Source organism: Methylobacterium sp. P3_A11, assembly GCF_056403155.1.
Genome location: NZ_JBFUGA010000048.1, coordinates 18,358 through 42,833 on the forward strand (window position 1 = coordinate 18,358; position 24,476 = coordinate 42,833).

At 66.5% G+C, this 24,476-nt stretch carries 20 protein-coding genes, 1 tRNA gene and 1 pseudogene; 18 read left to right on the top strand and 4 right to left on the bottom strand.

Features of this window, described 5'->3' with window-relative positions; genetic code table 11:
* Positions 1-13 precede the first annotated feature (13 nt).
* Positions 14-4,879, top strand: coding sequence for a P-loop NTPase family protein (locus tag AC1DXK_RS16240; protein ID WP_457108399.1), 4,866 nt, complete (start codon positions 14-16; stop codon positions 4,877-4,879).
* 106 nt (positions 4,880-4,985) lie between these two features.
* On the top strand, positions 4,986-6,569 hold the full coding sequence (locus tag AC1DXK_RS16245; protein ID WP_457108398.1) for an LA2681 family HEPN domain-containing protein: 1,584 nt from the start codon (positions 4,986-4,988) through the stop codon (positions 6,567-6,569).
* Positions 6,570-6,793: 224 nt separating this feature from the next.
* On the opposite strand, the gene AC1DXK_RS16250 is transcribed toward AC1DXK_RS16245, so the two are convergent.
* Positions 6,794-8,116, bottom strand: a complete 1,323-nt coding sequence (locus tag AC1DXK_RS16250) for a tyrosine-type recombinase/integrase (RefSeq protein ID WP_457108397.1) — start codon at positions 8,114-8,116, stop codon at positions 6,794-6,796.
* Between the two features lie 202 nt (positions 8,117-8,318).
* A tRNA-Met gene (locus tag AC1DXK_RS16255) sits at positions 8,319-8,395 on the bottom strand.
* A 280-nt stretch (positions 8,396-8,675) separates the two neighbouring features.
* On the opposite strand from AC1DXK_RS16255, the gene AC1DXK_RS16260 reads away from it, so the two are divergent.
* The 8 genes from AC1DXK_RS16260 (at position 8,676) to guaA (ending at position 15,237) form a co-directional block, all read left to right on the top strand.
* The gene (locus AC1DXK_RS16260; protein ID WP_457108396.1) at positions 8,676-9,107 is read left to right on the top strand and encodes a CHRD domain-containing protein; all 432 of its coding nucleotides are present in this window, start codon (positions 8,676-8,678) and stop codon (positions 9,105-9,107) included.
* Positions 9,108-9,181: 74 nt separating this feature from the next.
* Positions 9,182-9,520, top strand: a complete 339-nt coding sequence (locus tag AC1DXK_RS16265) for a hypothetical protein (RefSeq protein WP_457108395.1) — start codon at positions 9,182-9,184, stop codon at positions 9,518-9,520.
* A 117-nt stretch (positions 9,521-9,637) separates the two neighbouring features.
* The gene (locus AC1DXK_RS16270) at positions 9,638-10,543 is read left to right on the top strand and encodes an aldo/keto reductase (protein WP_457108394.1); all 906 of its coding nucleotides are present in this window, start codon (positions 9,638-9,640) and stop codon (positions 10,541-10,543) included.
* On the top strand, positions 10,533-11,276 hold the full coding sequence (locus tag AC1DXK_RS16275) for an NADPH-dependent F420 reductase (protein ID WP_457108393.1): 744 nt from the start codon (positions 10,533-10,535) through the stop codon (positions 11,274-11,276). The genes AC1DXK_RS16270 and AC1DXK_RS16275 overlap by 11 nt, the downstream gene beginning before the upstream one ends.
* Before the next feature lie 84 nt (positions 11,277-11,360).
* The gene (locus AC1DXK_RS16280) at positions 11,361-12,734 is read left to right on the top strand and encodes an NTP/NDP exchange transporter (protein WP_457108392.1); all 1,374 of its coding nucleotides are present in this window, start codon (positions 11,361-11,363) and stop codon (positions 12,732-12,734) included.
* 50 nt (positions 12,735-12,784) lie between these two features.
* Entirely contained in the window at positions 12,785-13,168 is a 384-nt protein-coding gene (locus AC1DXK_RS16285; protein ID WP_457108391.1) for a hypothetical protein, read from the top strand.
* Positions 13,165-13,584 carry a hypothetical protein gene (locus AC1DXK_RS16290; protein ID WP_457108390.1) on the top strand — a complete coding sequence of 140 codons (420 nt, stop codon included), beginning with the start codon at positions 13,165-13,167 and terminating at the stop codon, positions 13,582-13,584. Before AC1DXK_RS16285 ends, AC1DXK_RS16290 begins: the two co-directional genes overlap by 4 nt.
* A gap of 96 nt (positions 13,585-13,680) precedes the next feature.
* Complete coding sequence (gene guaA, locus AC1DXK_RS16295) at positions 13,681-15,237, top strand: glutamine-hydrolyzing GMP synthase (protein WP_477298346.1); 1,557 nt, start codon at positions 13,681-13,683, stop codon at positions 15,235-15,237.
* A gap of 36 nt (positions 15,238-15,273) precedes the next feature.
* Here guaA and AC1DXK_RS16300 read toward each other — a convergent pair whose 3' ends face one another.
* Positions 15,274-15,966, bottom strand: a complete 693-nt coding sequence (locus AC1DXK_RS16300) for an SGNH/GDSL hydrolase family protein (protein ID WP_457108388.1) — start codon at positions 15,964-15,966, stop codon at positions 15,274-15,276.
* Positions 15,963-16,460, bottom strand: coding sequence for a tRNA (N6-threonylcarbamoyladenosine(37)-N6)-methyltransferase TrmO (gene tsaA, locus AC1DXK_RS16305; RefSeq protein WP_457108387.1), 498 nt, complete (start codon positions 16,458-16,460; stop codon positions 15,963-15,965). The genes AC1DXK_RS16300 and tsaA overlap by 4 nt, the downstream gene beginning before the upstream one ends.
* Before the next feature lie 113 nt (positions 16,461-16,573).
* Between tsaA and AC1DXK_RS16310 the strand changes: the two genes are divergently transcribed.
* From AC1DXK_RS16310 to AC1DXK_RS16345, 8 genes and pseudogenes are all read left to right on the top strand, one after another.
* The gene (locus AC1DXK_RS16310; RefSeq protein WP_457108386.1) at positions 16,574-18,067 is read left to right on the top strand and encodes an AMP nucleosidase; all 1,494 of its coding nucleotides are present in this window, start codon (positions 16,574-16,576) and stop codon (positions 18,065-18,067) included.
* Positions 18,068-18,216: 149 nt separating this feature from the next.
* Positions 18,217-18,846: a hypothetical protein gene (locus tag AC1DXK_RS16315; RefSeq protein WP_477298348.1), complete on the top strand. Its 630-nt coding sequence runs from the start codon at positions 18,217-18,219 to the stop codon at positions 18,844-18,846.
* A gap of 222 nt (positions 18,847-19,068) precedes the next feature.
* Positions 19,069-20,370 (top strand): SLC13 family permease, encoded by a 1,302-nt coding sequence (locus AC1DXK_RS16320; protein ID WP_457108384.1) that lies wholly within the window; start codon positions 19,069-19,071, stop codon positions 20,368-20,370.
* 129 nt (positions 20,371-20,499) lie between these two features.
* Positions 20,500-20,901, top strand: a complete 402-nt coding sequence (gene sdhC, locus AC1DXK_RS16325) for a succinate dehydrogenase, cytochrome b556 subunit (protein ID WP_457108383.1) — start codon at positions 20,500-20,502, stop codon at positions 20,899-20,901.
* 10 nt (positions 20,902-20,911) lie between these two features.
* On the top strand, positions 20,912-21,331 hold the full coding sequence (sdhD, locus tag AC1DXK_RS16330) for a succinate dehydrogenase, hydrophobic membrane anchor protein (protein WP_457108382.1): 420 nt from the start codon (positions 20,912-20,914) through the stop codon (positions 21,329-21,331).
* A gap of 31 nt (positions 21,332-21,362) precedes the next feature.
* Positions 21,363-23,180: a succinate dehydrogenase flavoprotein subunit gene (sdhA, locus tag AC1DXK_RS16335; protein ID WP_477298351.1), complete on the top strand. Its 1,818-nt coding sequence runs from the start codon at positions 21,363-21,365 to the stop codon at positions 23,178-23,180.
* An 85-nt stretch (positions 23,181-23,265) separates the two neighbouring features.
* Positions 23,266-24,090: a succinate dehydrogenase iron-sulfur subunit gene (locus AC1DXK_RS16340; RefSeq protein WP_457106409.1), complete on the top strand. Its 825-nt coding sequence runs from the start codon at positions 23,266-23,268 to the stop codon at positions 24,088-24,090.
* Positions 24,091-24,261: 171 nt separating this feature from the next.
* Positions 24,262-24,476 (top strand): annotated as a pseudogene (locus AC1DXK_RS16345) (AprI/Inh family metalloprotease inhibitor); the annotation flags it as partial.

Consider the following 24,476-nt stretch of genomic DNA (forward strand, 5'->3'; position numbering starts at 1 on the left):
GACCGAAGCTGGCATGGATTTCCAGGCCGAGGTCGGCACCTGGCTTGCCGCCCATCTGCTAGCGCGGATGCCTGTCGGCGGGCGCTTCGGCCTCGCCAACACCACCTTGCCAGTATCGATCCAGCTTGAGACTGGTGACGGGCTCGACGACATTCGTCTGGATCAGGACGACGCCAGCCGCATCGATCTGCAGAGCAAAACCAGTGCCGGGTTAGATACCAGTCCCACAAGCCCACTCGGCAAGACAATCAGCCAGCTCGTTGCCTTCATGATCAACGCCCGCGCCGCCGGAATCGCGTTCGATCCGGCGAAAGTGCGAGCCGTCCTCGCGGTTGCCGTTAATGCGCCGCGCACGCTCGACGTGCTGGAGCGGGGATGTCGTGCGTTCGATCTTGGTGGCAGCTGGACGATGACCAAGGCCGGACGGTCTTCAGCAGAGCGCGAGGCACTTAACCTATTCCAGACGCATGCGGAGACCGCATGGGCGACGCATTCAGCCACGCCGCCGACTGACGTCGAACTGTCGATGATGGCGCGGGTGTTCCGCATCGTGCGCTTTTCGATGAACGAGGGAGAGGACAATTGGCGTGAAGCCTCGCGCCTACTCGGCGCACGGCTCTATGGTGCCGAAGCCGCCGGCGACGCGCCATTGCGCGGGTTAAAAAGCATCATCCGCGGCATGATCGGCAGCGGCGCGCCCGCTGATCGCGCCGGCCTGCTAAACGAGCTTCGCAGGCTTGGCCACAATGACATCGGCGCCGCCGACTACACCGCCGATTTGGAGCGCCTGTCGGCTGTGACCGAGGCCGAGCTTGCGCGTCTCGCCGGACACACGTGTCTGCCGATCGCCGGCGGCGTCCCGATCGCGCGGGCCAGCGACGGACCGCTTGGCACCGCGGTTGATACAGGCTCGCTGATCGTCATTGGCGAGCCGGGCGCCGGTAAGACCGGTGCGCTGGTCACGCTAGCGCAGGCGTACCGCGCGACGGGCGATACGGTGGTATTTCTCTCGGTCGACCGCTTCCCAGGCGTCGCCATTGCCGCCAATCTCCAGTCTGAGCTGGGGTTGGCGCATCCACTGACCGAGGTGCTCGCCGCAGCCCCTGGCGCTGGGCGCAAGCTGCTCATCATCGATGCGCTCGATGCCGCGCGTGGTGGTCCGGCGGAAGGCGTCTTCGCCCATCTAATTGAGATGCTGGGGGGCTTAGCGCCGAACTGGACCGTCATCGCTTCGATCCGCACGTTCGACCTGCGCAACGGTCGGCGGTTCCGCGACGCCATGTCCGGTTCGCCGCCGGATTTGGCTTTTGCAGAGTCCGGTCTTGCCACTGTGCGGCATTTCCAGGTGCCGCGGCTTGCGGACGGAGATCTTGACGCCGCCGGCGTCGCTTCCGCCGATGTAGGCGCATTGCTTGCCGCCGCGCCCGGCCAGCTGCGCGACCTGCTGCGCAATGTCTTCAATCTCTCGCTTACCGCGCAACTGCTCGCCGATGGCGCCAAACCCGACAGCATCCGAACCGTTGCCACCCAGTCCGACCTTATCGACGCCTATGAGGATCACCGGCTCGTCGGTACCTCGGCGCATCAGGCCGCGGCCGCGACGGTCGGCGCGATGGTTGTGCGGCGCCGGCTCGCGGTGCGCAAGGTGGTCGTCGGGCACGATCAGCTCGATGCGGTCATTCAGACCGGCGTCCTCGCCGAGTCTAGCGATCTCGTCAGCTTCTCCCATCATGTGCTGTTCGACCATGTCGCCGGCCGCTTCTTCCTTGAGTGGGACGATCCCGCGCGGCTCATTCTGCAGCTCGGCGGCGACAGCTCGATCGCGCTCATGCTCGCGCCTGCGCTGCGATTCGCGATTGAGCGGCTGTGGCGCCAGGACGCCGATGGAAAGGCGCAGGTCTGGCGCTTGGTCGCCGACATATACGCCAATCCAGCGGTTGATCCGGTGCTCGCCAATGTCGCGCTGCGCACCACTATCGAGCGCGTGGCAACGCCGACCGATATCGCAGGGCTGGTCGAGCTGATCGCGGCTCGGCCGAATGACGAGGCGCTTGCGACGATGCTCTCGCGGCTCGCCCGCTTCGTCGGCCTGGCGGTTGATGCCGCCGGCAGCATCGTGCCGGACGAAGCGCTCGCCTGGGCGACGGTCGCCGACGCCGCGATCAGGGCAGGCTCGCGCGACTTTTCCGACGCGACACGCTTCCTGCTCCACACCTTGTTCGACGCGAGTGACATTGTTGAACCCGCGCTGCTGGACGTTTTTGGCCGTGCCGCGCGTGCACTACTCGCCTTTGCTTGGGCCGCTGATCCGCTGATGCAGCAGACGGCGATCAACGCAATCCGCTTCGTCGGCAAGAGCTTCGCGTCTGATCCAAAGGCGTCACGAGCACTGCTCGACCGGATGCTCCGCGATCCGCATTTCTCGGCCCATGCCGACAAGGAAGCTAGTTGGCTCTCCGAACAGATCATGCCGATCGCGCAAGCCGACGCCAATTTCGCGATCGAGATCTACAGCGTGCTCTACTCTCGCGACATCACCGATATTAGCACCTCGTTCATGGGCGGGCAGGCAAGCCGGATTATGCCACTCTCGTCCAACCGCAGCCAGGATTACCGGCACTGCCGGTACGATCTGGGCCGACGAGTCACGCGCCTACTGGAGTTGTCGGCGCCGCTTGGCACGCGCGCGATCGTAGAAGCGTCGCTCGGTGACATCAATCGCGCAATGCCTTTGGGCAGCGGACGTGAACAGGTCGTCGTGCCGGGCCGGGCTCCGTTCGACCTGCTAGGTCATGATCATGAATATAAAGCTTGGGATGACACAGAGGATCGCCACAGCACACAGGACGATGATGTACTCGCACAACTCGTTGCGCATCTGCGTAGCTGCTCGCCTGCGGCCTTTGCCGGCACGGTCGATGCGGCCGCGACCGGCTATGCCGGGCCGGCAGTGTGGACTCGTATCCTCGGAGTCGGCGCCGAGCGCGTCCGCGAGGTCGCCGACCTGCTGTGGCCGTTCGCATGCAACATCACGATCCTGATGCATGGCGACATCGTACGGGATGCCGTCCGCTTCTTAGCCGCAGTCTATCCGTCGCGTTTGCTTTCCGAGCGGGTTGCGTTCGAGAACGAAGCGCTCCGGATCGATCTAATTGCGGATGACGTTGAGCAGCGCTGGTGGCGCCGCACGCTCCGCCGCTTCCTGTCGCTGGTCGATGCGGATGCAATCGCGACTGATCCAATGCGTACGCTGCGCGAGGAACTTGCGGCGGCGGACGAATTGACCGGTAATCCGCCGACGCGGTCGGTTACGGTGCGCTGGGGTTCGTCGCGCGGGGCCGCGCGCAGCCTGCTTGCCGACGAAGGCGTCGACGTCGAGGACGGCGTGGACGCGCAAATGTTGTCGCTGTCCGAGGCGCTCCATGACAAAGTTCAGAGCACGCCCTCGAGCAGTAGCGGCACGTCCCTCGCCGAGCTCTGGGCGAAAGTATCGGAGACGATCGCGTTCTTTGACGCTCAAGCCCATGCGCTGCATGAAAGGGTCGAGCAGCCGGTCTGGGGCCATGTCAGTAATGCCGTTGAACGTATCGCCAGTGCGCAGTCCTATGTGCCTGGGATCGATGGCATGCCGCCGATCGAGGAACTGCTCAAAGTGTTGCGGCGGCTTTGGGCGAGCCGCTTCCCGGGGGCCTGGGAGGAGGACGAAAACTCCAGCCTGAGCTGGGGCAATTGGGAGGTCCGCGTCTATGCGGCCAGTGCCTATGTCTCGCTTGCTGACCGGTTCGGCAAAGATCATGGCGAGATCGTTGACATGTTCGACGCGATCCTCGCCGATCCGGCGCCGCAGGTCCGTCTCCAGGCGTCGCAAAGCCTGCAGGTGCTGAGCCGCATCGCACTCGGGAAGATGTGGGCTCTGGCCGAACATGTCGCGCGCGACGAGCCGCACATCGAGGTACTGAGCGCCTTCCTGCACTATGTCGTCTGGCGCTTAACCTGGCACGATGTCGAGAAGTGCAAGGCGATCATCGAGATCGTGCGGGCTCGCTGCGAAGCGACTGAGCACGACGACAAGCCCGGCCGCGACAAGGTAGCCGAACAGCTCGGCGGTCTGACAGCGCAGCTCTGGTGCTGGCAGGAAGAGGCGCTCGCGCTCGAATGGCTCAAGACCGGAGCTCACAGTCCCACCGCGCACCGCGAGTTCTTGACCTCTTTTCTGTCGATGCTGCGTAGCGCGTTCTTCGCCCGCTATGCTAGCGGCGAGCAGCGTGATGCCGGGCTTGCCGATCGCGCTCAACAAGCGGCGATGGTCATCTTAGAGGCGTGCTCGGTGGCTGCGAAAGTCAGCCATGCTGTGGTGACGGGCGGGACGATCGAGGGCGCTGAGCACGATGCCGCCATTGCCACCTACAAGGCGGCGGAGTCGGTTATCCGCCGCCTCATGAACCAGCTCTATTTTGGCTCAGGCGCGCATGCCGACGGTCCCGAGGCGGTGGTCGGACTTGTGTCTGCTGACACCATGCACCGGTTCCTGGTGGATTATCGCCCGATGCTCACTTTGCTGGCGGCCTCACACGAACCTTCGACACACCATCAGCTCGTCGAACTCTACGAATTTCTGATCCCTGGTGATCCGACCGGCGTGTTCAACGCGCTCCATGCGCTGCTGACAGGTCCCGCCGCGCGTGAAGGCTATCATCACGAAAGCCTTGCTACGCCAGTCATCGTGAGGATGATCACCCGCTATATTGCTGACCACCGCTCAATTTTCGAAGACGACAAGCGCCGCGCCGCGCTGGTTGAAATCCTGCGCCTGTTTTCAGACGTTGGATGGTCAGACGCGCTGAAGCTTCTCTACGAACTTCCCGATTTACTTCGCTAACAATTAGCCGATCTACTGAACTCTACTGCGGGCGCTCGTATCGCTGTGTGATCGACTGATGGCAAGTCATCACACCAGAAAAGGACCGTCGACGAAGGGATGATGTATGCCGGCTTTGTCGGAAATGGAAAAGTTACGTAAGCGTTCTATCGCAAAGCTCGATACCGACACCGCACTCAACCATATCGCGATCCTGATCGACACTTCACTCGACACACAGTTCGGGCGCGGTGTCGAACGTGCCCTCTATCTGCTCGACGAGCTGGCGCAGCGCGAGCTAAAGTCCAAGCAAGGCGCTCTCATCGAGTATTTCCGCGCGAATGCCTGGAGCGCCAAGGAAGAGCTGGCGGGTGAGCGCTGTTCTTGGGACTGGGAGCATGCCGAGCGAGAACATCAGATCTTGGCGTTATCCCGCGCTGCCGCACATCCCGGCTTTGCCGAGCTCGACATCGGCCGCCGCTGCCAGATCCTAACCAATCGCGCCAACCAGCTTAACACCATTGGACGTCTGGTCGACGCGATCGAGGGCTGGGATACGGCACTGCGAATCATCCCCAATTTTGCAATGGCGCTAGCGAACCGCGGCTTGGGCCTCAAACATTATGGCGGGCTGTTGGAGGATGATCGTGAACGGGCGATCCTTCTGCTGCACGCGCATGACGGATTGGCGGCAGCGGTTACGCCAGATGCAATTTATGAAGGTGATAATCAGGCTGACCTGCGGCGGCGGTTCGCCGCGACTGCCTCCGAATATGCCGCGGCGGTCGATCTGGATCGTGTACGCGATTTGCAGGATCTCGATGGCACTAACCTTGGGCGCAGCAAGGCCGAGCGAGCCTATCGGCGTTGGTGCCTTGATCATAGGCTCTTCCTCAGCCCGCTGAACGATCTCGGCGCTTTCACGGTGGCGGCAATCGATGATCTCGTACTGCCGACAATCAGGGAGTCTTTTGATGACCGGTCTGTTGCCGTCACGCCGCCGCCGGTCTTCGGCTTCTTCAATCAGATGAAGCAGGAATATGCCTCAGCGCGCTTTATGCTGTACGAAGGTTTAAGCAGCACCAAGCTCCATTTCTCGGACCGCGGCGTGCGGTTGTTCGATACGCTCGACTACCCGGCGCATTCGTTAGCGACCGAGCGCGTCCGTGCCGCCTACCGCATCGCTTACTCGTTGCTCGACAAGGTGGCGTTCCTAGTCGACCATGTCTGGAAGCTCGGCAAAATCTCTGACCGCATCAATTTTAAGAATGTCTGGATGGCTGAAGGCAAGTCACGCCTGCTGGATAGCTTCGAAAGTTGTCCTAACTGGCCGCTGCGTGGTCTCTATTGGCTGTCCAAGGAGCTGTTCGATGACGAGCTGAAGCGTACGACTGCGGCGGATGCCCGAGAGCTGCATGACATCCGCAACGCGCTTGAGCATAAATACCTGCAAGTTCATGAAGGATGGGCATGGGATCTGATGCTCATCGCGCCTGCGACCAACGGATTGGGCCTGTCGATCGACAGCGATTCGCTTGAAGCCAAAGCACTTCGGGTGATGAAGATTGCGAGGTCAGCATTAATTCAATTAGCGCTCGCCATCGGCGTCGAAGAGCGCAACAAAGCCGCAGAGGCGCCAGACCAGCTGATCGGATCATTGCCTCTCTACGGGCTTGATGACAGGCGAAAGCGGCGGGATCCTAGCTGGTAATCGTAGCTTTCTGCCCATTGCTGAGAAACTTGGAGGCGGCGCTCCAATGCGCCGTTCGAGACTACGTGCCGAAGTATGTTTGTCTCTCATCGGCGATGGCCATCGCACGATAGCGGCGAGTGTTAGAAATCTGATAGCAGGACTTTTCTAAGCTGGCGGAGCTCGGGGTGCTGGTTCGGGCCGGTCCTAAGTTTTTTAACAATATTAGCCAACTGTGACTCTGATCATGCGCGCGTCCACTCAGGCCGTAAACGGTCCACTACACGCTCGAGCCGCACCTGGCCGTAATGCTTGTCGATCATCGCCAGTGATGTGCGGCAGTTGCGCGCCACATCAAGAACCTCGGCCCCGTTTGCCAGCTGCTCGCTGATGTAGAAGTGGCGCAGCGAGTACGGTGTGCGCTTGATCCCCCGGTGATCCCGCTCCAAGCCGGCCGCCTTCACCAATTCGGTGAAGCCGTTGGCCACCGAGGTGATGCGCTTGCCCATCTCACTCGCGAAGACCGGATCCGAATCAGCTGGCTCTCGGCCCATGCTTCGCTCGAACAGCATCCAAAGGGTGTCGAACCACGGGATCGCCGCCTTCTGCGGGATGGCCTTGCCGCTCTTGCCCTTGCCTCGTACCTGCAGCCGGATGTCGCGATCATCCACGCTCTTGCCTCGACCGGCGCGGTAGCCCAGCACGTCGCCCCAGGTCAGGTTGTACATCTCGGTGGGGCGCAGGCCCGAGAACGCGCCGATCATCACGTACGCGTGCAGCACGGTGCGATCACGCCGGGTGTGGTCATCCAGCCGCTTGATGCGCCAGCTCCGCCGGTCGCTGGCCCGCACCTCCGCGCCGGTGCCTTCCATGATGGGGTCCACCAGCCGGCTGAGGCTCACCGCTTCCAGCTTGGCGAACTCATGCGGCTCGAAGCTCGGCCGCCGGTTGTCGGGTGAACGCCGCGCCTTGATGCTGATCTCCGGCGGAGTCTTCAGATAGCCCTGCCGCGAGGCCCAGCGCAGCAGCGCGCGCAGCACCACGCTTTCTCCGCGTTGGCGGCTCAGGGACGGGGCCGAGCGCCGCACGGGCCGGCGCAAGCGATGTCCGTCGCGCTCATACTCGATGTGCGTGACGAGCTTACCGAGGCCCTCCGTCCAGTAGGTGCGCCGCCACTCCGCGTAGCGCTCCAGATCAGTCTCGGTGACCGCGTCGATGGGCTTCTGACCGAAGTAGCCGATGAAGTAGCGGCGAATCACAGCGGGCTCGCTCTTGCCCTGGTCGGCTCGGCGTTCGCCGCGCTCCACCTCACGCAGGATCTGCGCGATGTACGCCTCGGCCACGCTCTCGAAGGTGTGCGCCTTTGCCGTGAGCCCTTGCTTTGCTCTGTAGGTGGCCTCGTACCAGATGGCGTCGGCCTTGCGCTCAGCCTCTCTGCGGTCGTCCGTGTCGAGGGATCGCTTGAACTGCCCCTGACCCTTGATGCTGAAGCGCACCTGCCACTTGGTGCTGCCGGCGCGCTGGAACAGCTGGTAGCGCTCGGCTTGGACGTTGCCAGGGGTGCTCACGGTGCGGGCCTGTCTGGTGCTTCTGCTCGAGCCGACTGCGCTAGAAGTGCGCTAGGCTGCTTTCTGAGCCCCCAGCAAACCGTTACGCCCGCACGATAATTTTTTCGGCTGCGCTAGCGCTGTTCTAGGATTTAAAGCCGAAACCCGCAGAGAGCAAGGCAAACAAAAACCCCGCTAAGTGCTTAGCGGGGTTGCATAAATTTGGTAGCGAGGGAGGGATTTGAACCCCCGACACAAGGATTATGATTCCTCTGCTCTAACCAGCTGAGCTACCCCGCCTCAAGCCGCACGCATCGATCAGGATGGTGCGTGCAGTGGCGGCGGTATAGGAAGAGCGGCCGCACGGTGTCAACGGTTTCGCGCGCGCAAATCGCATGTACGCGTCGTGCACGGCGTGCTCGGTGCGCGAGGAGCGCGAAGAACGCACGCGGCTGTCACTGAGACCCGACCATTGCGGYGCCGGCGGCCATGTCCAGCCCGGCGGGCACTCCTATGTTCCGGCACCGGGCCACCCTGAGGCCCCTGACATCCCATCTCGGAGCGTTCGATGATTGCGCGCATGAGCCCTCGCATCGCGGCCCTTCTCATCCTCGGAGCGCCGCTCGTCGTCGGGCCGGCCCTCGCGGCGGGCGACGGTGTCACCTACCGCGCGACCCTCAAGGGCGGCAGCGAGGTTCCGGCCACCACGTCCAGCGGCACTGGCGAGGTCACCGCGACCTTCGATCCCGCCACGAAGCACCTCAGCTGGACCGGCCAATACAGCGGTCTCACCGGCCCCGTGACCGCGGCCCATTTCCACGGACCCGCAAAGGCCGGTGAGAATGCCGGCGTGCTGGTTCCGGTCACCGCGGCGACCAGCCCGTTCTCAGGGGAGGCGACCCTGGACGACGCGAAGGCCTCCGATCTCGCGGCGGGCCGGGTTTACTTCAATGTCCACACCGGGGCGAACCCGAAGGGTGAAATCCGCGGCCAGCTGGAGCGCGCGCCCTGATCCCCGGAGCCCGGAGCCTCGACGTTGGCGACAGTGACCGGTAGGCGGATCTCGTTCCCCTGCCGGAGCTATCGATGAAGCAGATCGACGCCATCATCGCCTGGACGCCCGTGCGCTGGGCAGAGCTGAAGCCGGAGACGGCCGGGCAGGTCGTCGTCCTGCCGGCTCCCGATGCCGCCGGTGAGGCCAAGCGCTACATGATGCGCGCGGGCGCCAGCTCGTCCGCCCTGGCCGCCCTCGCCGAGGAGGCGCGCATTGCCCGCCTGTTCATCGACTTTCAGACCCTCGTGGTCCGCGACGGGATCGACCCGCAGACGGCGCACCGCGCATTCCTAGCGATCGACGAGTACCGATTCCGCATCGCACCGGATACCGAGGGCGCAGAGTTCGAAGATCCGCCAGAAGAGGATTAGCCCGCGGACAGCCGCCGAAAGATCCGGCTGCGCTCGCRCAAGCGTGAGAATAAAGAATTCACATGCGGCGTCGGCGCCCTATCTGCTGCGGTATCGTGATGCCGCCGGAGGCCGATCATGCCCTTATCCCGTCGCGCCGTCATCGCCGCGGGCGCGCTCGCGCCGCTGGCCGGCCGCCTCGCTTCTGCGGCGGAACCGCTGCTTCGCCGACCGATACCCTCCACCGGCGAGATGCTTCCCGCGATCGGGATCGGCACGTCGCGGCGCTACGAGGTCGAGCCTACGCCAGAGGCGATCGCGCCTCTGAAAGACGCCGTGAAGACCTTCGTTGCCCTCGGTGGTTCCGTGATCGACACCGCCCCAAGCTACGGCACGGCCGAGGACGTTCTCGGACTGATCCTGGCTGAGCCGGGCCTGCGGCAGAACGTATTCCTTGCCAGCAAGGTCGACACCACCGGACGGGAGGCGACCGTTGCGGAGTACGAGCAGTCGCTCAAGCGAATGAAGGTGGAAAGTCTCGACCTCGTCGCGGTCCACAACCTGATCGATGTGGCAGAGAACCTCGCCGTCCTGCGCGACCTGAAAATTCGCCGCCGCATTCGCTACCTCGGGGTGACGGTCTGGCGCGACAATCAACTCGACGCCCTCGAAGCCGTGATGAAGCGTGAAACGCTCGATTTCATTCAGGTGAATTACGCCATCGACAATCGCACCGCCGCCGAGCGCGTGATCCCGCTCGCGGCGGATCGCGGCATGGCGGTGATGACGAATGTGCCCTTCGGCCGCGACCGCCTGTTCAAGGCGGTGCAGGGCAAGGCGTTGCCGACGGTCGCCACGGATCTCGGCTGCACGAGCTGGCCGCAGGTCTTCCTGAAATACGTGCTCGGCAACCCGGCCGTGACCTGCCCGATCCCCGGCATGGCGAAAGCCGCCTATGTCGAGGACAACCTCGGTGCCGCCCGCGGCCGGCTCCCGGACGCGGCGCAGCGCAAGCAGATGGAGACGTTCATCGATGCGGTCTGATTTCATCACGCGTCGTTCGGCCCTCGCCCTCGCGGCCGGGATCGCCGTCGCGGCCGCCATGCCCGCCTCGGCCCAGGAAAGCCCGAAGAAGATCCGGATTGGGGTCATCGGAGCCGGGAATATCGGCGGCACCATCGGGGCGCTCTGGGTCAACGACGGTCACGAGGTGATGTTCGCCTCCCGCCACCCGGAGCAGCTGTCCGCGATGGTCTCTGAACTCGGGCCGAAGGCCAAGGCCGGCACGCCCGAGGAGGCGATCGCGTTCGGCGATGCCGTGTTCATTGCCGTTCCCTACAAGGCTTATCCGGACCTCGCCAAGGAGAACGGCGCAGCCCTGAAGGGCAAGGTCGTGCTCGACGCCGGCAATGCCACGCAGAAACGCGACGGCGCCCTCTTTGACGAAGTCCAGGCGAACGGCATCGGCATCACCTCCGCCAAGTACTTTCCGGATGCGAGGCTGGTGCGGGCCTTCAGTTCCGCCAATTACAAGATCTTCGCGAAGGAGGGTGCGAATGGCGGCCGGGACCGCGTCGGAGGCCGCATGGCCATGCCGATCGCCGGCGACGATCCCGCCGCGCTCAAGGTGGCGGAGGGGCTGGTTCGCGATGCCGGTTTCGACCCGGTCGTCATCGGCACGCTCAAGGATGCGGATCGCGTCGCCATCGGCGCGCCGGGTTTCGGACAGGACGTGACCGCACCGGAGTTGCGCGCGAAGCTGGGGCTCGGACAATGAGGCGCGCACAGCCGAGATGCGTGCTGCGCGCATGGCTCGGCGCGGCCGCCCCGGCCTCCGAAAGCCCGGGACGTATTCCGCCCCGTGGCTGATACCCGCGGCGCCCGCGCAGCGCTTTCCCGACTGATCGACGTTCAGCCCGGCGAGGGCAGAGCGCTGGCGTGGTCCTGGGCCTACATCTTCTCGATCCTGGCCGCCTATTACGTGCTCCGGCCGATCCGCGACCAGATGGGCGTCGCGGGTGGGATCGAGAATCTGCCCTGGCTGTTCACCGCCACCCTGGTGGGCATGCTCGGCCTCAACCTGCCCTTCGCCTACCTTGTGAAGCGGATGCCGCGGGCGCAATTCGTGCCGATCACCTATCGGTTCTTCGCGGCCAACATCGTCGCCTTCGCGCTCACGCTCTACGTCGCGCCGCCGGACTGGTCCGTCTGGATCGGTCGGGTCTTTTTCGTCTGGCTGTCGATCTTCAATCTGTTCGTGGTCTCGATCTTCTGGGCGACGATCGTCGACGTATTCTCGAATGCCCAGGGCAAGCGTCTGTTCGGCTTCATCGCGGCCGGGGCGACGCTCGGCGCCATCGCGGGCTCGGCCACCACCGCGCTCCTCGCCAAGAACGTCCCGACCTGGGGCCTGATGCTCTGCGCGGTACTGCTGCTCGAGGTCGCGGTCTTCTGCATGCGTGGCCTCGCGGCCCTGTCGACCCGGCTGCACGAGGTCCCGGGCGGCGGCCAGGGCGCCGCAGACGGGCAGGATCGGACGATCGGCGGAAGCGTCCTGGCGGGTGTGACGCGGACACTCGCGTCGCCCTACCTGCTCAACATCTCCCTGTTCCTGCTCCTGTTCTCGGTGACATCGACCTTCCTCTACTTCGAGCAGGCCGGTATCGCGAAGCGGAGTTTCCCGGACCGCGGCGCCCAGACCGCGTTCTTCGCCAGCGTCGATCTGGCAGTGAACGTCCTGACGCTGGGGATTCAGCTGTTCCTCACGGGCCGGATCGTGAACCGCATCGGCGTCGCCCTCACGCTGGCGATCCTGCCCGCCTTCAGCATCCTCGGTTTCGCGGCGCTCGCCCTCTGGCCGACGATCGGCGTGATCGTCGGCTTTCAGGTGCTGCGGCGGGCCGGAAACTTCGCCATCGCCCGGCCGGTGCGGGAGGTGCTGTTCACGGTGGTTCCGCGGGAGGACCGTTACAAGGCGAAGAGCTTCATCGACACCGTCGTCTACCGTCTGGGCGATCAGGTCGGCGCCTGGTCGTTCACCGGCATCGAGGGGCTTGGACTCGGCAGCGCGAGCATTGCCGGGGTCGCGATCCCGCTCTCTCTCGCATGGCTCGTGAACAGCGTCTGGCTCGGGCGTGCCCAGGAACGGCGCCGGACCGACCGGGAGGATGGCAGGGTGGGCGCACCGGCTGCAGGCGGGGACGCCCGCCGAACGAAGGGCAGCGTTAAGACCTGATTTACCCTATGGGTGAAGGTATCGGGCTCGTTTCGACCGGGAGACAGGGCATGGCGGGGATCGCGCCATCGACGCGGGGACGCGTTCACGGCCGACGGCGCCTGCGCATCGTGCTCGGGATCGTCGCCCTGTCGGCGGCCCCGGCCTGCGCACAGGAGCCGCTGTTCATCCGCATCCGGCCTTTGTCTGACGCCGAGGCCGCGCGTGCCGCCCGGGAGACGCTGTGGGCGCGGCGGCAGGCGCATGCCCGCGCGGTCATCGAATCCGTCTGCACCGGCTGTCTCGGCGATTGGAAACCGGAGCCCGTCCCCGCGCTGGCACCCGCCGAGGATCGGATGACGAACCTCACCGTCCCGATAGGGGTTGAACTCGACCCCGGCTCCGGGGCATCCGACCAGCACCCCGATCCATCGACCTCCGAGAGGCAACCATGACGCAAGCGCATCCGACCAGCGGCGCCGAGCCAGAAGTCGATTGCCCCGTGACCCTGGAGGTTCTGGGCTCGGTCTATCGGGCCGACGATTTCGACCTGCCGCTAATCCTCGAGGAGATCCCGCCGCTGAAGCGCGCCCAGCTCGCCGCGTACCTCTACGGCAAGAGCCACATGCACAAGCTCGGGCTGAAGGTCGCCCGCTCCTGCGACCGCGAGGATCTGATCCGGGTGGCGGGCGAGATCGGCTCGGTGATCCACGGGCAGGCCCATCTCAAGCCGTCCCGGCCAGTGCCCGAGGCGGCGCCGCAGCTGCGCGCCAAGACCCCGCCGGGCCAGAAGAAGGTGAGCCTCGCCGGGGCCGCGCCGAAGCCGGCGATCAGCCTGGGCGGCTCGGCCAAGGTCCGCAATTTCGACTGAACGCGCACGACGCTGGCGCATGGCTTGCGGGGCGATCCCCAGCCCGCATCGACGAGGCGCGTTGCGCGCGCCTCGGCCTTCGGATAATCGCCCGCGATGAACACCGACCACGACAAGATCCTGATCGTCGATTTCGGCTCTCAGGTGACGCAGCTCATCGCCCGGCGGGTGCGCGAGGAGGGCGTCTACTGCGAGATCGTGCCCTTCACGAAGGCCGAGGCCGCGTTCCGCGAGCAGAAGCCCAAGGGCGTGATCCTCTCGGGCGGTCCTGAATCGGTGACCGTCGAGGCCTCGCCCCGCGCACCCCAGCTGGTGTTCGATTCGGGCGTCCCGGTCTTCGGCATCTGCTACGGCCAGCAGACCATGGCGGCCCAGCTCGGCGGCGCCGTCGAGGGCGGCCACCACGCGGAATTCGGCCGGGCCGAGGTCGAGATCCTGGCCGACTGCCCCCTGTTCGAGGGCGTCTGGCACAAGGGCGAGACATACCCGGTCTGGATGAGCCACGGCGACCGGGTGACCAAGCTGCCCGACGGCTTCACCACCGTGGCGATCTCGAAGAACGCCCCGTTCGCGGCGGTGGCCGACAAGACGCGCAACTACTATGCGGTGCAGTTCCACCCGGAGGTGGCTCACACGCCCCACGGCGCCCTGCTGATCCGCAACTTCGTGCGCGACGTGGCAGGCTGTTCGGGCGACTGGACCATGGGTGCCTATCGCGAGGAGGCCATAGCCAAGATCCGCGCGCAGGTCGGCTCCGAGAAGGTGATCTGCGGCCTGTCGGGCGGCGTCGACTCCGCCGTGGCGGCGGTGCTCATCCATGAGGCGATCGGCGACCAGCTGACCTGCGTGTTCGTCGATCACGGGCTCCTGCGCCTGGGCGAGGCCGAGCAGGTCGTGGCGCTGTTCCGCGACCACTACAACATCCCGCTGGTCCACGTTGAGGCGTCGGGGATGTTCCTTGCGGCGCTCGAGGGCGTCAGCGACCCGGAGGTGAAGCGCAAGACCATCGGCCGCCTGTTCATCGACGTGTTCGAGGCTGAATCGAAGAAGATCGGCGGCGCGAAGTTTTTGGCTCAGGGGACGCTCTACCCGGACGTGATCGAGAGCGTGTCGTTCACGGGCGGGCCGTCCGTGACGATCAAGAGCCATCACAATGTCGGCGGCCTGCCCGAGCGCATGGACATGAAGCTCGTGGAGCCGCTCCGCGAGCTGTTCAAGGACGAGGTCCGGGTGCTCGGCAAGGAACTCGGCCTGCCCGAGGCCTTCGTCGGCCGCCATCCCTTCCCGGGACCGGGCTTGGCGATCCGCTGCCCCGGCACGATCACCGCCGAGAAGCTGGAAGCCCTGCGCAAGGCCGACGCGATCTACCTCGACGAGATCCGGCAGGCCGGGCTCTACGACACGATCTGGCAGGCCTTCGCGGTGATCCTGCCGGTGAAGACCGTCGGCGTGATGGGCGACGGCCGCACCTACGACCATGTCTGCGCGTTGCGCGCCGTCACCTCGGTCGACGGCATGACGGCCGATTTCTACCCGTTCGACATGGCCTTCCTAGGCCGGGTCGCGACCCGCATCATCAACGAGGTGAAGGGCATCAACCGGGTGACCTACGACATCACCTCGAAGCCCCCTGGCACGATCGAGTGGGAGTGAGCGGGCGCTGAACTGTCAGCGCGCCCGGACGCGGCGTCAGGGCGCGCAGAGCGCCGGCTCAACCGCCTTCAGCGCCGGCCGGAACGCCGCGAGATGCAGCCCGTCGCGCAGGGCGCCGGGCTTGGCGTAGCCGGTATCGCCGTCGCGCAGGGCCGCGAACGGGTCCGTGAAGACGCAGCCGAGCCGTCCGCAGAGGGTCTGCAAGCGATGTGAGTAATCGGCCACCGCGCCGGCCTCGACGAGCTTGCCGATCTCACGTCCGACCGGGGGGAGGGCGGTCACCACGACGCGCGGGCTCAGGGCCTGCAGCCGCTTGACGATCGCTTCGGCAGCGGCTTCGAACTGCTCCGTCGGCTTAGGCAGCTGCGGCTTGTTCTTCACCAGGATGTCGTTGGTCCCGACCGTCAGGACGGCGAGCCGGGGATGGACCTTGAAGGTCAAGCGCGCGAGGTAATCCGCGTAGCTGGCCGCAGTCGCGCCGCTGACCCCGCCGTTTAGGAATTCGAGGCCGCAGGGCCGCTGGCTGCCGGGCTGCAGCTCCACCTGGGAATCTCCGGCCCAGAACACGTAGTCCGGCGGCGCCTCGTCGAGGCTGACCTGCACGGCGATCAGGCGCATCTCCGCGTAGGCCCGCGCGTCGGCTCCAGGCCGGTGCAAGCGCCATCCAGCGTATCCGCCGATCGCCAGGAGGGCGAGCCCACCGAGAATCAGCAGGACGGCGCGCTTCACGGCTCGGCCCCGGCCCGGTCGACCTGCGCGTCGGGCCGCGAATCCGTCGACGCGTAGTAGGGCTTGATGTCGAGGAGCGGCGTGCCGTCGAGGCAGTCGAGCCCGCGCACGCGGAGCGTGTCGCCGTCGCGGCCGAGCAATTCCACCACCGACAGGGCGATCGGGTTGGGACGGGCGGGCGAGCGCAGGGAGAAGGTGCCGCGGGGGCCGTCGGCGTGGCGCGGGCGCTGGATCACGAGGCCGCGGGTCGACCGGTCCATCCAGTAGAGCAGGATCAGGTGCGTGCAGCCCGTGACGTTGCGCAGGCCGGGCGCGAAGGCCGGATCAACCTCGACGGTGCAGACCGCGTCGGTCTGAAGGCCGTTCTTCGGGCAGTCGGACCGCGCCTGCCAGGGCGTGCGCAGCCGGCCGATGAAGTGGAGGCCCGCGTCGAAGGTCGCGGGCAGCGCCGCGCGTTCCTCACCGGGACGGGTCCCGAACTCTTCCGCGTCCATGCCGCCTCGCTCCATGCCGGCGGGCTTGTCGGCGATGCGTCCGCGGCTCGCAACCCCGCATCTCGCACCCGGATGGCGCGGGGTGTAGATCCGGCAGCAGCAACGGAGGCGACATGATCGAGCGGGAATTGCGGCCGATGCAGGCGGTGGCCGATGCCGGGACCGCTATCGACCAGCTGGTGGAGCTCTACGACGACGCGGCCGGCGCCCTGCGGAGCGCCCTGGAGCGGTACCTCGCCGGCGGGCCGCCGCCGGACGCCACGGAGCGGCTTGCCTTCCGCTACCCGGAGCTGCGGATCAGCTACCGCCCGGACGGGCCCCTGCCGCGGGTCCGGCGCGCCACCGCCAAGCTCCAGGCCGCCGGTACCTACGCCACCACGGTCACGCATCCGGGCTTCTTCCGAACCTACCTCACCCGTCAGCTGGAGCCGCTGGTCGCCGATTACGGCATCGCCATCGAGGTCGGTCTGAGCGCGCAAGAGATTCCCTATCCCTACGTGCTGGAGGCCGGGCTCGACGCGGGCGGGCGGGCCGTCGACGGCGCGGACCTCGCCACCTACTTCCCGGTCCCGCTCCTCTCGCTCGTGGGCGACGAGATCGCCGACGGGACGTTCGACCAGATCCCCGGCGAGCCGCTGCCCCTGGCGCTGTTCGACGCCGTGCGGGTCGATTACTCGCTCCGGCGTCTGGTGCACTACACCGGTTGCGACTGGCGCGAGGTCCAGCCCTGGATCCTGCTCACCAACTATCACCGCTATGTCGACCAGTTCGTCCGCCATGGGCTGGAGCGGCTAGCCTCGGGCACGGAGGGGTTCGAGCGGCTGGTCCTGCCGGGCGGCGTCTCGGTGAGCCGGGCCGAAGCGGCCGATGCCGATCCCGCCGCGGTGATCGCGGCCTCGCCCTGGCATCGCCACCAGATGCCGGCCTATCATCTGGTGGCCCGCGATGCCGACGGGACCCAGCAGGGCACGACGCTGGTCAATATCGGGGTCGGTCCTTCGAACGCGAAGACCATCACCGACCACCTCGCCGTGCTGCGCCCGGATTGCTGGCTGATGGTCGGACATTGCGGCGGCCTTCGGCAGTCGCAGACCATCGGCGACTACGTGCTGGCGCACGCGTATCTTCGCCGTGACCGGATCCTCGACGAGCTCGTGCCGCCGGACGTACCGGTGCCGGCGCTGGCCGAAGTGCAGGTCGCACTCCAGAGCGCCGCCGCCTCGGTGACGGGCGAGCAGGCCGACGCCCTCAAGCGGCGCCTGCGCACCGGCACGGTGGTGACCTACGACGACCGCAACTGGGAACTGCGCTTCAGCCAGGAGAGGCGGCGGATCAACCAGTCGCGCGCGGTGGCGGTCGACATGGAGAGCGGCACCGTCGCCGCGCAGGGGTTTCGCCTGCGCGTGCCCTACGGCGCGCTGCTCTGCGTCTCCGACAAGCCCCTCCACGGCGAGATCAAGCTTCCGGGCGCCGCCAACGCCTTCTACGACCGGGCCGTCTCCGAGCATCTCCAGGTGGGACTGGCAGCCCTCGACGTCCTCCGCGCCGACCGGCAGGGGCTTCACTCGCGCAAGCTGCGCAGCTTCGATGAGCCGCCGTTTCGGTAAGACTTTCCGCGAGAGACCGCGCAAGCGGCGAGGCAGATTACAGTCTCAGCGACCGACTGCCACGCCGCTGGCAATACTCAAGCTTGGATACAGCCGCGTTGACCGATGTTGAGTTGTGTAAGACATTACACATCGAGCGGAGCAATTCCATGACTCGTATCGCACTTGTTTCCACCGCCCTTCTGGCGGCCGTCGCTTTGGCGCCGAGCGGCGCCGATGCCCGCGGCTTCGGCGGGGGTGGCTTCCACGGTGGCGGCTTCGGCGGGGGTGGCTTCCACGGCGGCGGCTTCGGCGGGGGTGGCTTCCACGGCGGCGGCTTCGGCGGGGGTGGCTTCCACGGCGGCAGCGTCGGCGCTGGGGGGTTCCGGAACGGCGGCTTCGGCGGCGGGGCCTTTCAGAACGGCGGCGTCGGTGCTGCCCGCGTCGGCGGCCTGGGCGGTGGATTCCGCGGCGCCGGGCTCGGCGCGGCCGGCGTGACCGGCGCCGGCGTCGGCGCGCTGCGGGGCGGCGGCCTCCGGACGGGCGGGTTCAATAACGCCGGACGGTACGGCGGGATCGGGAACCGCGGTATCGTCGGCCGCGGATACGTCAACCGCGGCTATTACGGCCGTCGCTACGGTCGCGGCCTGGGTTACGGCCTCGCGGGAGTCGGGCTCGGTCTCGGAGTGGGTTACGGCCTGGGCGGCCTCGGCTACGGCTACGACAGCTGCGCCTACAATGACGACTACGGCGCCTACGATCCGGCCGCCTGCAACGGCTACTACGGCTACGGCTACTGAACCGCGCGGCGCGGGCTTCATGTCTGCGGCGCCGTTTCGAGACAGCACCGCGCCCGGCCGGGATCCGGCCGGGCGCTCTCGTTGATTCGCGAGCCGCGACGGCGCGTCCGATCCATAACCTTCGCCATTGACGAAGGCTCGCTCAACAACTGCCGAATTGCGAACCGTTCCAATCCGATGAGGATGCCGCCTCCGGCGTAGTGTGGTGCGGGGACGATCGCGGTGAGCGGCGAGGGTCTTGTTGCGGTGACGGCGGCGCTGCTCGTGCTGTGCATGGGCCTCTGGGCCACCGCCCTCCTGCCCGAGATCGTCACGGCGCTGGCCTTCTTCGGACTCGCGATGCTTTTGCGCCTCGGCTCAGCCGCCACGGTATTCTCGGGATTATCCTCCTCCGCCTTCTGGTTGGTCCTGTCCGGCATGGTGGTGGGGCAGGGCATGACCCGGACGGGCCTCGGTGCCCGAGTGGCCCAGACGCTCGCTTTGCGGCTCTCGGGATCCTACGCCCGCTTCATCGCCGGGCTTGTGACGCTGAGCTTCCTCATCGCCCTCGTCATGCCGTCGAATCTCGGTCGCATCGCCTTGATGATTCCCGTGACCCTGGCGCTCTGCGACGCCTTCGGCCTCACGGACGGGCGCCCGGGACGGGCGGGAGCGGTCCTGTCCGTCGGCCTCGCCACGCCGATCCTGTCGGCGGCGATCCTGCCCGCCAACGTGCCGAACCTCGTGATGGCCGGGTCGGCGGAGCACCTGCTCGGCCTGCACCTGTCATACCTGTCCTACTTCGTCCTGCACGCCCCGGTCCTGGCCCTGGTGAAGGGGGTACTGCTGGTCGCGCTCATCGTCCGGCTGTTCCCGGACCACCTCGGCTCCGCCGTCCCGACCCTGCCGGTGCTGCCGCCGGTCTCCGCGGCCGAGCGGCGCCTCGCGGTGATCATGGCTTGCACCCTGGTCCTCTGGATGACCGACAGCCTGCATGGTCTCGCCCCCGCCTGGGTCGGCCTCGCCGCCGCGGTGGTCTGCCTGCTGCCGCGGATCGGAGTGCTTCCGCCGGAGGCGTTCCAGCAGGTGAACCTGCGGACCTGCTTCTACATCGCGGCGCTCCTCGGCCTTGTCGCTCTGGTCAACGAGACCGGGCTGGGCGAGCGCCTGGGGCATCTCCTGCTGACGGTCGCGCCCCTGGCGCACGATGCGCCGACACAGAACTTCGCGGTCCTGACCGGCATCGCCACGGTGCTGACCCTCCTCGTCACCGCCAACGGTGCCCCGGCTCTCTACACGGCCCTGGCGGGGGAGATGACCGAAGCGAGCGGGCTGTCGCCCCTCGCGGTCGTCTCCCTTCAGGTGATCGGCTACTCGACCTTGTTCTTCCCCTATCAGGCGCCCCCGATCGTGTTCGCCAGCGAACTCGGGCGCGTCCGCCTCCGGGACGCGACGCGGCTGACCGTGAGCTTCGGCCTCCTGTCGCTCCTCGTCGCCGCGCCCCTCGACTATGCGTGGTGGCGCATCCTGGGGCAGCTGAAGTGACAGAATCGGCAAAGTGTCGCCCGAGACGGCACATTGCGCCGCACCATGACGGATTGCGGCTTGCCCGCTCAGGCACTAGCGCTACCAGATTAGACACGGTCCAGTTCGCAGCTGCGAGGCTTCAACCCGATGGCACCCACCGCGCGCCCGACAGTGGCACAGCCGTTATCGCCCCATATCCAGATCTATCGCTGGACCTGGACGATGGCGATGTCGGTGTTTCACCGTATTACCGGCACCGCTCTCTACGGCGGCACTGCATTGGTCGCGATCTGGCTCGTGGCATTGGCTTCCGGACCCGTCGCATACTCTTACGTGGCCGGATTCTTCGGCTCCGTGTTCGGGCGGCTGATCCTGTTCGTCTACACATGGATCCTGATGCACCACATGCTCGGCGGCATCCGGCACCTGATCTGGGACACGGGCGTGGGCTTCGACCGGGAGAAGCGTCTCTCGATGGCCCGGCTGACGCTGATCGGCTCCGTGGCCCTCACCTTCGTCATCTGGGCGGTCGCCCTTCTGGTCCGCTGAGGAGGCCGATATGGCTCAGGAAGAGGTCCGGCAGGACACGCGTGTCTCGATCCGCACTCCGCGCGCCCGGGTGCGCGGTCTCGGCGTCTCGCATCACGGGGCCGGCCATTGGTGGCTGCAGCGGCTCACCGCCATCGCCAACGTCGTGCTGATGCTGAGCTTCGTGGTGATCATCGCCAAGATGTCGGGCCGCGGCTACGCGGAGGCGCGGCTCCTCGTCGCGACCCCCCTCGTCTCGATCCTGTTGATCCTGGCGCTCCTCTCGGTGACGATCCACATGCGTCTCGGCATGCAGGTGATCATCGAGGACTACGTTCACGCGCCGGCGACGAAGATCGCGGCTGTGCTCGCCAACAATGCGTACGCGGTCGTCGTGGCCGTCGCCTGCCTCTACGCGGTCCTGCGCATCGGTTTCGTACAGCCGGCCTGACCCCGCCACAACGTATCTCGAGGAGCCGAACATGGCCGCCAACGGCACAAACGGCAGCGGGCCTGCCTACACCATCCACGACCACGCCTTCGACGTGGTGATCGTCGGCGCGGGCGGTGCAGGCCTGCGCGCCACGGTAGGCTGCTCGGAAGCCGGCCTGCGCACCGCCTGCATCACCAAGGTGTTCCCGACCCGCTCCCACACGGTGGCGGCGCAGGGCGGCATCTCGGCCTCGCTCGGCAACATGGGGCCGGACGATTGGCGCTGGCATATGTACGACACCGTGAAGGGGTCGGACTGGCTCGGTGACCAGGATGCCATCGAGTATCTGGTCCGCAACGCCCCCGCGGCCGTCTACGAGCTGGAGCACTGGGGCGTGCCGTTCTCGCGGACGGAGGAAGGCAAGATCTACCAGCGCCCGTTCGGCGGCATGACCACGGATTACGGCAAGGGCACAGCCCAGCGCACCTGCGCGGCGGCGGACCGCACCGGCCACGCCATGCTGCACACCCTCTACGGGCAGGCGGTGAAGAACCAGACCGACTTCTTCATCGAGTACTTCGCCCTCGACCTGATCATGGACGACGAAGGGCGCTGTCGCGGCGTCATCGCCCTCGATCAGGCCACCGGCGAGATCCACCGCTTCCGCGCCCAGATGACCATCCTGGCGACCGGCGGATACGGCCGCGCCTACTTCTCCGCCACCTCCGCCCATACCTGCACGGGCGACGGCAACGCCATGGTGCTGCGCGCCGGCCTGCCGCTCCAGGACATGGAGTTCGTGCAGTTCCACCCGACCGGCATCTACGGCGCGGGCTGCCTCATCACGGAAGGCTCCCGGGGCGAGGGCGGCTACCTGACGAACTCGGAGGGCGAGCGCTTCATGGAGCGCTACGCCCCCTCGGCGAAGGACCTCGCCTCGCGCGACGTGGTCTCGCGCTCCATGACCATGGAGATCCGCGACGGCCGCGGCGTCGGCAAGAACAAGGACCACATCTACCTGCACCTCGACCACCTCGACCCGAAGATCCTGCACGAGCGCCTGCCCGGCATCTCGGAATCCGCGCGGATCTTCGCGGGCGTGGACGTGACCAAGGAGCCGATCCCGGTCATCCCGACCGTCCACTACAACATGGGCGGCATCCCCACGAACTATCACGGCGAGGTGCTGACGCTACGCGACGGCAACCCCGACACGGTGGTTCCGGGCCTGATGGCGATCGGCGAGGCGGCCTGCGTCTCGGTCCACGGCGCCAACCGCCTGGGCTCGAACTCGCTGATCGACCTCGTGGTCTTCGGCCGGGCCGCCGGCAAGCGCTGCGCCGAGATCGTCGAGCCGAACGGCAGGGCCATGGAGTTGCCGAAGGGCGCGACAGACAAGGCCCTCGAGCGCCTCGACCGGTTCCGCTACGCCGACGGCTCGACGCCGACGGCCGAGCTTCGCGCCGAGATGCAGAAGACGATGCAGAACAACTGCGCCGTGTTCCGCACCGGCGAGGTGCTCGAGGAGGGCAAGGGCCTGATCCACAAGGTCTGGAACGCTGCCGCCGACGTGAAGATCACCGACCGGTCGCTCGTCTGGAACACCGACCTCCTGGAGACCCTGGAGTTCGACAACCTGATCGGCCAGGCGGTGGTGACGATGGAATCGGCCGCCAACCGCACGGAATCCCGCGGCGCCCATGCCCGCGAGGACTTCCCGGACCGCGATGACAAGGACTGGATGAAGCACACCCTGTCCTGGCTCGACGAGGGTCGGCATCAGGTCAACATCGATTACCGACCGGTGCACACCTACACGATGTCGAATGAGATCCAGTACATCGAGCCCAAGGCGCGCGTGTACTGATCGAACACTCTGCAACACGATTGCGGCGGCGGAGCCTCGCTCCTCCGGCCGCCGCGTCCTGATCCAGCGGAAGCCGTCGAGAACCATGGCCCAGTTCAACCTTCCGAAGAACTCGCAGATCACACAGGGGAAGTCCTGGCCGGCACCTCCGGGTGCCAGGAACCTGCAGACCTTCCGGATCTACCGCTGGAATCCGGATGACGGGGCCAATCCGCGGATCGACACCTATCAGGTCGACCGCGAGGATTGCGGCCCGATGGTCCTCGACGCGCTGCTCTGGATCAAGAACAAGGTCGACTCGACGCTGGTCTTCCGCCGCTCCTGCCGCGAGGGCATCTGCGGTTCCTGCGCGATGAACATCGAGGGGCAGAACGCCCTCGCCTGCACCATGGGCATCGACGAGTGCAGGAGCCCCGACAACGCCCTTCCGGTGATGACCCGCAAGGACAAGGACGGGGCGATCCGGATCTATCCGCTGCCGCACATGCCGGTCCTCAAGGACCTCGTGCCGGATCTCACGAACTTCTACGCCCAGCATGCCGCCATCGAGCCCTGGCTCCAGACCGAGACGCCCGCGCCCGAGAAGGAGTGGCGCCAGACGCCGGAGGATCGCTCCCGCCTCGACGGCCTCTACGAGTGCATCCTGTGCGCGTGCTGCACCACGTCATGCCCGAGCTACTGGTGGAACGGCGACAAGTTCCTCGGCCCGGCGGCCCTGCTTCAGGCCTATCGCTGGCTGATCGATTCGCGCGACGAGAACACGGGCCACCGCCTCGACGGGCTGCACGATCCGTTCCGGCTGTACCGCTGCCACACGATCATGAACTGCGCCAACACCTGCCCGAAGAACCTGAACCCGGCGAAGGCCATCGCCGAGATCAAGAAGATGATGGTGGAGCGCACGGTCTGATCGCAGGCGCCGGCAGAGCGTTGAGGCCTGTCGGCCACACCGCGCCGAAAAGGCCCGCTCTCCGCAGCGAAGTCGTCCGCGCAGGAGAGCGCCGCCTTGCGGTCAGCGCAATTGGCACGGAGTCAGGGGACAAGCGCGTTCGCGCCTCCAAGCCTGATCCGAAGTGAACCGATGCTGCGACCGAGCCTGTCGACGTTCGCCGTTCTCTGCCTGAGCGCCAGCTTGGCCGCCTGCGCCTCGAGCCGCCTTGACGGGCCTCGCACCCGGGCTCCGTCGCCGCAGGCCTCCCTRGAGGCCGTGCCGGCCATGCCGTCGGGAACCGTGACCGCGGCGCCGCTGGCACCGCCGCCGGGCGTCACCGCCAGCCCGGACGCCCCGCCCGCGCC